6 protein-coding genes and 1 pseudogene are annotated in these 9,897 nt (G+C 62.6%); 3 read left to right on the plus strand and 4 right to left on the minus strand.

The genetic code is table 11. The annotated features are described in order from the left end of the window. Nucleotides 1–4 precede the first annotated feature (4 nt). Entirely contained in the window at nucleotides 5–835 is an 831-nt protein-coding gene (locus NKH04_RS19495) for a hormone-sensitive lipase (protein WP_352872420.1), read from the minus strand. Nucleotides 836–930: 95 nt separating this feature from the next. Continuing rightward, nucleotides 931–2,177 (minus strand): annotated as a pseudogene (gene kynU, locus NKH04_RS19500) (kynureninase). A gap of 448 nt (nucleotides 2,178–2,625) precedes the next feature. On the opposite strand from kynU, the gene lexA reads away from it, so the two are divergent. Beyond that, nucleotides 2,626–3,360: a transcriptional repressor LexA gene (lexA, locus tag NKH04_RS19505; RefSeq protein WP_353044780.1), complete on the plus strand. Its 735-nt coding sequence runs from the start codon at nucleotides 2,626–2,628 to the stop codon at nucleotides 3,358–3,360. Here lexA and NKH04_RS19510 read toward each other — a convergent pair. Beyond that, a complete protein-coding gene (locus NKH04_RS19510) occupies nucleotides 3,354–5,819 on the minus strand; it encodes a ComEC/Rec2 family competence protein (RefSeq protein WP_353044781.1) in 2,466 nt (821 codons plus the stop codon). The genes lexA and NKH04_RS19510 overlap by 7 nt on opposite strands. 96 nt (nucleotides 5,820–5,915) lie before the next feature. On the opposite strand from NKH04_RS19510, the gene gltX reads away from it, so the two are divergent. Further along, nucleotides 5,916–7,337: a glutamate--tRNA ligase gene (gene gltX, locus NKH04_RS19515; protein ID WP_353044782.1), complete on the plus strand. Its 1,422-nt coding sequence runs from the start codon at nucleotides 5,916–5,918 to the stop codon at nucleotides 7,335–7,337. A gap of 179 nt (nucleotides 7,338–7,516) precedes the next feature. Then, entirely contained in the window at nucleotides 7,517–8,845 is a 1,329-nt protein-coding gene (gltA, locus tag NKH04_RS19520; RefSeq protein ID WP_023674946.1) for a citrate synthase, read from the plus strand. Nucleotides 8,846–8,979: 134 nt separating this feature from the next. Here gltA and NKH04_RS19525 read toward each other — a convergent pair. Then, on the minus strand, nucleotides 8,980–9,897 hold a 918-nt coding region (locus tag NKH04_RS19525), incomplete at its 5' end, for a lipid-A-disaccharide synthase (RefSeq protein ID WP_353044783.1).

The raw sequence follows: 9,897 nt of genomic DNA on the forward strand, positions 1-9,897 counted from the left end.
TGCCTCACTCCGAAATCAAGGTCCGGGTCAGCGGATGGTCTGGATCGGCCAAACCGTCGATGATGTTGAAATGATGCCGGTCAGGCTCGACCACCGAGCTGGTCGCGGTACCCAGGCCGATCCAGATGTTGGCCAGCAACGCGCTCTGACGCAGGAATTCGGCGCGCTCGCCGCCGCCGGCCCAGCAGGTCAGGCGGGCCTTGTCCATCGGGCGCAGCAGCACCGGACTTTCGGCCTGCGCCTCGGCCTCATCGATCGCCAGCGTCTCGTTCATGCCGGTGCGCATGATCGGGCGCAAATCGTGCACCCCCGAGATCGACACCACATGACGAACGCGCCGGACCACTTCGGTCGCCAGCGGCGTCGTCGCCGTAACCATCCGGCTAACAAGATGGCCGCCGGCCGAGTGCCCGGTCAGCATCAGCGGCCCTGCAACCATCGCCGCCGCCTTGCCGATCGCCGCGCCGACCTCCTTGACGATGCCGCCAATGCGTATCTGCGGACAGAGCGTGTAGGACGGCATCGCCACCGCATAGCCGCGATCAACAGGGCCAGCGGCAAGATGCGACCAGAAATTCTTGTCGAATTCCATCCAGTAGCCGCCATGAACGAACACCACGAGTCCCTTAGGCTTGATGGCCGGCAGGAAAAGATCGAGCCGGTTGCGTGGATTGTCGCCATAGGCCATGTCGAGCCGCGCCCTGCCCTCGGTCGAAAGCACGTCGCGGAAAACCCGCGCGGGCTCGATCCAAGCCGCCGGCCAGCGATCGCTGCCGGCTATGTTGGCGCCGTTGGCATAGGCGTTGTCCCAATCGGCAATGTGACGTTCGAACACCCTGCGCCTTCCCTGGCATATGGCCTTGCAGCGTAGCCGTAAGCATCGCGCGGCGCGTCGTCGCCAGCCTCACGATTCCAGCTCTCGCATCAATCTCAAGTGACAGCTGCTTTGATGGCGAAGCGCGCATCCTTCCACGCACCGGTGTGCAGGATGTCCTCAAGCACTTTGACGGCCTGCCAGACATCGGCGTAGCCGACATAGAGCGGGGTGAAGCCGAAGCGCATGGTCGATGGCGCGCGAAAATCGCCGATCACGCCTCGTTCGATCAGCGCGCGCATGACCTGGTAGCCATGCTCATGCATGAATGAAATCTGGCTGCCGCGTTTTTCCCCATCGCGCGTGCTTTCGAGCGTGAGCCCGTAAGTGCCGCACTTTGCCTCGACAAGCTCGATGAACAGATCCGCCAGCGCGATGCTCTTCTTGCGCACCGCCGTCATGTCGACATCGTTCCAGATGTCGAGCGCGCCCTTCAGCGTGCGCATCGACAGGACCGGCTGTGTGCCGCACAGAAACCGGCGGATGCCGGTGCCGGCCGCATAGCCTGGCTCGAAGGCGAAGGGCCGTGCATGGCCCCACCAGCCGGTGAGCGGCTGCTGGATGTCGGAAAGATGCCGCTCAGCCGCATAGATGAAGGCAGGCGCGCCCGGGCGCCATTCAGATATTTGTAGGTGCAGCCAACGGCAAAATCGGCGTTTGCCTTGTCGAGTTCGACTGGCATCGCGCCGGCGGTGTGGCAGAGATCCCAGACGATCATCGCCCCGGCTTCCTGAGCCCTGCGCGTCAGCGCCGGCATGTCGCGCAGTTCGCCCGACTTATAGTTGACGTGGTTGACCAGCACCACAGCGGTGCGTTCGTCGATCAGCTCTTCGATGGTCGGCGCGTCGACTCCCGAGAGGCGCAGCAGCGTATCTTTTCGCGTCGAAACCACACCCTCGGCCATGTAGAGGTCCGTCGGAAAACTATCGCCCTCGGCGACGATGACCTGCCGCTCCGGTCGCATGGCCATGGCGGCGTGCAGCAGCTTGTAGATATTGACCGATGTCGTGTCGCAGACCACTGTCTGGCCGGCCGCGGCCCCGATCAGGCGCCCGAGCTGGTCGCCAAGTTCAAGCGGCATGTTGAACCAGCCGGCCGTGTTCCATGCGCGGATGAGATCATGCGACCATTCTTCGGTCGCGGCCTTGTGCAGTTCATCGAAAGCGGCACGTGAAGCAGCTCCTAGCGAATTGCCGTCGAGATAGATCACTCCTTGCGGCAACACAAAGCGGTCGCGCATCGCGCGCAGCGGATCCGCGGCATCCATCGCCTTTATGGCCACGAGATCGGGAATTCCTGTCATGATTTGTCTGCTCCCCCAAGATCCAACGCAACGCCGGACACGCATCGACTGTTCTTCCATTACTTGGTTGCGCGCAGCAAGGCTCCACCGGCGAGAAGCAGCCTGACCAGGCGGTGGAAACCGGGACTTAACCCGAGGTTGGCGTTTTGAGTTCGTTTCGTTCACGGTGCATTGACCAAACCGCACAGTCGATACGGGTTCAATTCCGTGCCTTTTGCCGACCGACGGCCGATGCCAGTGCCGCCTTCTAGGAGGCCAGAAGGGCGCAAACGAAAGCAGAATCAAGGCGATGAGGCTCGCGGCGGTGAAAATGCGTTAACGCCGGTAGGGGACGTCGTTTGTTTCCCGAGCCTTAACGCATTCATTAAACTTTAAACAGTTGCGGAACACAACTGGAACAGATAGTGTTTGTTCTGGGTTTGTTTTTCTGATTCTGTTGGGGGTCGCTATGCTGACACGCAAACAACACGAACTGCTTATGTTCATCCACGAAAGGTTGAAGGAAAGCGGTATCCCGCCTTCATTCGACGAGATGAAGGAAGCGCTCGACCTGGCTTCCAAATCCGGAATCCACCGGCTGATTACGGCGCTGGAGGAGCGCGGCTTCATTCGCCGTTTGCCCAACCGGGCCCGTGCGCTGGAGGTGCTACGCCTGCCTGACTCGATCGCCCCCGGCCTCAATGCGGCACGCAAGTTCTCGCCGAGTGTCATCCAGGGCAGCCTTGGGCAAGGCGCCCCTCGGCAGGGCAAGCCGACATCGTCGCGCGTGCCCGCAGCCGGAAATGACGACGATGTCGTCGCCGCCGTTTCGATCCCGGTAATGGGCCGCATCGCTGCCGGTGTGCCGATCGACGCCATCCAGCACCAGACGCATTCGATTTCGGTGCCGCCGGATATGATCATGGGCGGCGAGCATTATGCGCTCGAGGTCAAAGGCGATTCGATGATCGGGGCCGGCATTTTCGACGGCGACACGGTGATCATCCGCAATGCCGATACGGCGAGCCCCGGTGAGATCGTGGTGGCACTGGTCGACGAGGAGGAAGCGACGCTGAAGCGGTTCCGCCGCAAGGGCGCCTCGATCGCCCTGGAAGCCGCCAATCCGGCCTACGAGACGCGCATCTTCGGACCAGACAGGGTCAAGGTGCAGGGCAAGCTCGTCGGACTGATCCGCCGCTACTGAGTTCCGCCCTTGGCGCCGGCTTTGGGATTGTCGGCCCTGCGGTATGGCGGCAGGCCCCGTGCCGCGCGTGAAAATTTCCGTTGCACGTGCCAGGGCCGGTATGATTTTTCGACGGCGAAGCGGATCTCGGCGCGTGTTGCCGCTTGTGGATCGAAATAGACGGCGGCACTTCCCGCGCGCGCCAGTTGCCGTTTGGTGACGACGAGGACCAGCCGGTCGTAGTAGCAGGGGTTATGGGCGGTGGCGTCGTCGATGACGATCAAGCTGGCAAAGGCGCAGGCTGGCCGCGCAGTATCGCGGTCCGTGGCTTGCGCGATGATCGCGCCGGATGGATGCCTGGCAAGGCAGAGGCCGTCCGTGCAAATGAACGGCATGCCCGGCGGTAGGTCGGCCGGATCGGCAATGTCGAATTGCGGGTCGTTCTTTCCAGGTGTTTCCGGCGCGACGATAGCCTCTGATGTGAGCGCGCGTTTCCAGTTGTCGATGGTGAACTCATTCGGGCGTGCCCGGTTGACCGCGAGTTCACCGCTGCCGATCGGCAGCGCGACCAGCCGTGCGTCCTCCGAGACCAATACGTCGGGTATGCGTGTCTGCGTTGTCGTCAGCAAGCCGGCGAGCGCAAAAGGAAGTGCCGCCAGCCGCAACCACGTCGTCGCCATGCTGGCAATGACGAGGGCGATCGTCACCAGAAGGACGGATCTCAGCGAAATCAGCCCGACCGCATCGATCGGCGAGCGCTCCGAGATCCACCCGGACAGGGCGATCATCGCCGTCAGCCCCTTGCCCATGACATAGAGAAAAGGGCCATCCGCACCGAACGGCATCGCCAGCGCGCTGAGAACGGCGAAGGGCATGACGACCAGTGACACGATGGGCATGATGGCCAGATTGGCGAACAGGCTGAGCGGCGCCACGCGCTGGAAATGCCATATGGCGAAAAGCGCCGTGGCGCTCCCTGCAATGATCGAGGTCATCGCCAGACCGCACATGCCCAGCAGGACCTTTCGAGTGGCAAAGCGTAGCGGCGACTGCCGCGGCGGCGGCGTGGTGGCCCTGCCGGCGCGGTAATCGGACCAGCCTGCATAGGCGCCGACAAGGGCCGCCGTCGCGGCGAAGGACATCTGGAAACTCGGACCGACCACCTCGTGCGGCGACACCAGGATGACCGCGATGGCCGAGATCGCCAGGTTGCGCATGGTGAGCGCGGCCCGGTCGAACAGCACGGCGATAAGCATCACCGCCAGCATGATGAAGCTGCGTTCGGCCGCCACGACAATGCCGGAAAAGACGAGGTAGGCCGCAATCGAAAAAAGCGCGGCGGCCGCGGCATATTTCTTGACCGGCCGTCGCGATGAGAAATCGGGAAACAGCGCGAAGGCACCCCGCAGCAGCGCCATGATGGTGCCGGCGACCAACGCCATATGCAGCCCCGAGATGGAGATGATGTGGTAGATGCCGGTGCGCCGCATCGCTTCGTTGATCTCCTCGGGAATGCCGGCGCGCACGCCGACGATCAGCGCAGCAGCAATCTCGCCCTCGGCACCGCCGATGCGGCTGCGGATATGGTCGGCGATGGATTCACGCGCGTCTTCGATCGCGGAAGAAAGCTGCGCGGCAAGCGGCATGCTGTCCGACGACACGATTTTCGGATTGCCGAGAAAAAAGCCGCTGCCGCCGATACCGGCGAAATAGCTGTCGAAGGAGAAATCATAGCTGTCGGGCCGCACCGGGCCGGTCGGCGGCAGCAGCCGCACATAGCCGGTGATCTCGGAACCGGCGGTCAGCTCAGCCGGTATCTTCATCGCCGAAACGCGGACCCGTTCCGGCATGTAGCGCAGTGTCGGCCTGGCGGTTGAGATCACATCGATTGTCAGCCTGATGCGGCCGCTCGCCATGGGCTCGTACGATACGACGCGACCCGTCAGCCGCGTCGAGATTTCGGAGCCGAGCATATGCGTTCCGACACGCCATGTTTCGAACTTGGCGGCAAGTACGCCAAGCGCGCAGAGCAGCGCCACCATGAAGCACAGGCGCGTCCTGGGCCATGACCGCGAGACGACGGCACAAAGGGTCGCGAGGAGCGCGATTGCGATCGGCTGTGGAAAGGCCGGCTCCACCGACAGCCCGAAATAAACGACCACCCCGCATGCGAGGAACACCGGCACCAGCAGGAAGGCGATGCCGCGGTCGAGTTCCAGACCGGCCGCTGTGGTTACGCTGTTGCGGATACGGGACGGTGACGGGAGGCGGAAACGCCTGCGCAGGCGTACGATAGGCGCGCCCGCGGGCACGAGAACCGTTGCTGGGTCGCTGGCCGGCAGCGACGGAGCATCGAAGCGCGGAGCAGGTAGCAATGCCGGTGCCGGCAGGACAGGCGGGGGAGCGGCAAACAGCAAGCGTTCGCTGACGTCGCTGCCAACGTCCTCGCCCTCGCCCGCACCACGGCCTCGCACAGCCATCGGGTCTGCCCCTTGCGCCCTCGACCTCCTATGCTACATGAACGCGCAACGCGCGAAAGTCCGCAAACCCACTTCCTTCGCCCGCCTGAGAGTTCCATGCCCGATAAGGTCGTCACCCGTTTTGCCCCCTCGCCCACCGGCTATCTGCACATTGGCGGCGCGCGCACGGCGCTGTTCAACTGGCTGTACGCCAAGCACACGGGCGGCACGATGCTGCTGCGTATAGAGGATACCGACCGTGAGCGGTCGACGGATGCGGCGACGGCAGCCATTCTCGACGGGCTTTCCTGGCTCGGACTCACCTGGGACGGCGCGCCTGTCTCGCAGTTCGAGCGCGCGCCGCGCCATCGCGAGGTGGCCGAGGAGCTGGTGCGCGTGGGCAAGGCCTATTACTGCTACGCGACGCCGGCGGAGCTGGAGGCGATGCGCGAGGCAGCGCGAGCCAAGGGGCTTCCGCCCCGCTATGATGGGCGCTGGCGCGACCGCGACCCGTCGGAGGCGCCGCCCGGCGCCAAGGGGGCGATCCGCATCAAGGCGCCGACAGACGGCGAGACGGTGGTGCATGACCGCGTCCAGGGCGACGTGCGCTTTCCCAACAAGGATCTCGACGATTTCATTATTCTGCGCTCGGACGGCAATCCCACCTACATGCATGCCGTCGTCGTCGACGATCACGACATGGGCATCACCCACATCATCCGCGGCGACGATCATTTGACCAACGCCGCACGCCAGACCGTAATCTATCACGCCATGGGCTGGGAGGTGCCGTCGATGTCGCATATCCCGCTGATCCACGGTGCCGACGGCGCCAAGCTGTCGAAGCGGCACGGTGCGCTTGGCGTCGAAGCCTATCGCGCCATGGGCTACCTGCCGGAGGCGCTGCTCAACTATCTGGCGAGGCTTGGCTGGAGCCACGGCGACGATGAGATCATGTCGATCGCCGACATGATTACATGGTTCGACATTGGCGACGTCAACAAGGGCGCCGCCCGTTTCGACTTCGCCAAGCTCGAGGCGCTTAACGGCGTGCATATGCGCCGGATGAACGACGCGGCGCTGCTCGACATCTTCATCGCCACTCTGCCCTATCTAGAAGGCGGCCCGGCAATCGCCGCTCGCCTCGACGACAGACGCAGGGCGCAACTGCTTGCCGCGTTGCCGGGCCTGAAGGAGCGCGCCAAAACGCTGGTCGAACTTGTTGAAGGGGCTGCATTCCTTTTCGTCGAACGGCCGCTGCCGGTCGACGAGAAGGCGGCGGCGCTGCTCAGCGGTGAGGCGCGCGCGATCCTGCGGGGCGCTCATGCGGCACTAGCCACGGTTTCGGGGTGGTCTGCCGCCTCAGCCGAAGCCGCGATCCGCGACTATGCGCAGGCCGCCGGCCATAAACTCGGCGCCGTGGCCCAACCTTTGCGCGCCGCGCTCACCGGCAAAAGTACCTCGCCAGGTGTGTTTGATGTGCTTGCCGTGCTTGGCCGCGAGGAAAGCCTGGCGCGGATCGCTGATCAAATCGATTAGCAAACTGGCCCAAGAAGATTGGCATTGAAAGGTGTGTTTCGCAGTGCAACATTGGGTCTTGGCCTAATCTGCCGCGCAGATTCAATTGCGGGCGCAAATGTGCGTATTCCGATGCTTTTGACGTGTTGGGTTCAGATATTTTGCCTTTGCCGGCCTGAGGAAACAAAAAGGAGTTTGCTATGACCGAACCTGCGACAAAAATGGAATTTGGCGGCAAAACCCAGGCATCGACGGCCAAGCTGGAACTCGGCGGCAAAACCCATGAATTCAAGATACGAAGTGGTTCGGTAGGACCGGACGTCATCGACATCGGTTCGCTCTACAACACCGCCGGCGTCTTTACCTACGATCCCGGTTTTACGTCGACGGCGAGCTGCGAATCGGAAATCACCTTCATCGATGGCGATGCTGGCATTCTTTTGCACCGCGGCTACCCGATCGACCAATTGGCCGAGCACGGCGACTTCCTCGAAGTCTGCTATCTCTTGCTCTATGGTGAACTCCCGACCAAGGCGCAGAAGGACGATTTCGACTACCGGGTGACGCGCCACACTATGGTGCATGAGCAGATGTCGCGCTTTTTCACCGGCTTCCGCCGTGATGCGCATCCGATGGCGGTGATGTGCGGCGTGGTCGGCGCGCTGTCGGCCTTCTATCACGATTCCACCGATATCTCGGACCCCTATCAACGCATGGTCGCGTCAATGCGGCTGATCGCCAAGATGCCGACGATCGCGGCGATGGCCTATAAATACCACATCGGCCAGCCATTCATTTACCCGAAGAACGAGCTGAATTTCGCAGCCAACTTCCTGCATATGTGCTTCGCCGTGCCTTGCGAGGAATACAAGATCAATCCGGTGCTGGCCCGCGCGATGGAGCGCATCTTCATCCTGCACGCCGATCACGAACAGAACGCCTCGACTTCGACCGTCCGCCTGGCCGGCTCGTCGGGCGCCAATCCTTTTGCCTGTATCGCTGCCGGCATCGCCTGCCTGTGGGGTCCCGCACATGGCGGCGCCAACGAGGCAGCCCTGAACATGCTGGGCGAGATCGGTCATGTCGATCACATCCCGGAATTCATTGCGCGCGCCAAGGATAAGAACGATCCGTTCCGATTGATGGGATTTGGCCACCGCGTTTACAAGAATTACGATCCGCGCGCCAAGATCATGCAGAAGACCGCGCACGAGGTCCTGGGCGAGCTCGGCATCAAGGACGATCCACTGCTCGACATCGCCATGGAGCTGGAAAGGATCGCACTGACCGATTCCTATTTCATCGAGAAGAAGCTCTATCCGAACGTCGATTTCTATTCCGGCATCACGCTGAAGGCGCTGGGCTTTCCCACCACCATGTTCACCGTGCTGTTCGCGGTCGCCCGCACCGTCGGCTGGATCGCGCAGTGGAAGGAGATGATCGAGGATCCGCACCAGAAGATCGGTCGCCCGCGCCAGCTCTATACCGGCGCGCCGGAACGGGACTACGTGCCAATCGCGAAGCGGTGAAGGTGGTGAATGGTGAATGGTGAATGGTGAATGGTGAATGGTGAATGGTGAATGGTGAATGGGAGTAGCGAAGCGTCGCTCCCTGTCCATAGAAACCGCTATTCACAATTCACTATTCACAATTCATAATTCACTCACTTCCTCACCATCCCCATCACCACCCCCGCGGCAATCTCGCCTGACGGCTTGGCGGTTGCCATACGCCCGGCAATGTCGGCAAAACCATGCTTCTGCCAGGTGCGGTAGGCGGTATCGGAGCACAGCGCTTCCAACTGCCGCGCCAGATAATGCGGCCGCACATATTGATTGTAGTGTTCCGGCACAACCGGTCGGTCGGCAATGAGATTGGGCAAGGCTGCGCTCCATACTTTGATCAGCGGCTGCGCCATGCGCATGACCGGATCGAGCCGGTAGCAGGAGATCATTGGCACACCCGCCAGTGCCAGTTCCAGCGATACCGTCCCCGACGCGATCAGCGCCGCATCCGCCTTGCCGAAGGCCTGCCATTTGCGTTCGGCATCAAGGATGATCTCCGGCTTCTCGTCCCAGCTCGCGACCGAGGTCCTGACCAGGTCGGCGACGTGCGGCACCGTCGGCAACAGCAGGCGCAAGCGGTGCCCGCGCGCCCGCAGGATCGACAGCGTTTCGCCGAACGGCCCAACCAGGCGCCGCACCTCGCCGCGACGCGAACCTGGCAGTACAAGCAACGTTTTGACGTGATCTGCGGACAGGTCACGCGGCTGCGCCTGCGCCCTGGCGGCACTGATTATGCCCGGATCGTGTGCAAGGCGATGCCCGACATAGGTGCCGGGCGGCCCGCCCAGGCGAGCGAGTTCCTTCACCTCGAACGGCAGGATGCAAAGAATGTGATCGACATATGGCTTCATCGCCGCCGCCCTGCCCGGCCGCCACGCCCACACGCTCGGGCAGACATAGTGGACGATCGGGATAGTCGGATCGGCGGCACGCACCTTCTTGGCGACGCGCAGCGAGAAATCCGGACTGTCGATGGTGATAAGGCAATCGGGCTTTTCACCGGCAATCGCGTTTGC

Origin of the sequence: Mesorhizobium sp. M1365, from assembly GCF_040317865.1 — a bacterium.
Taxonomy (GTDB): domain Bacteria; phylum Pseudomonadota; class Alphaproteobacteria; order Rhizobiales; family Rhizobiaceae; genus Mesorhizobium.

Excerpts from the sequence above, each read along its gene's own strand:
- gltA (WP_023674946.1), top strand. The coding sequence starts at position 7,517 with ATGACCGAACCTGCGACAAAAATGGAATTTGGCGGCAAAACCCAGGCA.
- gltX (WP_353044782.1), top strand. The coding sequence starts at position 5,916 with ATGCCCGATAAGGTCGTCACCCGTTTTGCCCCCTCGCCCACCGGCTAT.
- lexA (WP_353044780.1), top strand. The coding sequence starts at position 2,626 with ATGCTGACACGCAAACAACACGAACTGCTTATGTTCATCCACGAAAGG.
- NKH04_RS19510 (WP_353044781.1), bottom strand. The coding sequence starts at position 5,819 with ATGGCTGTGCGAGGCCGTGGTGCGGGCGAGGGCGAGGACGTTGGCAGC.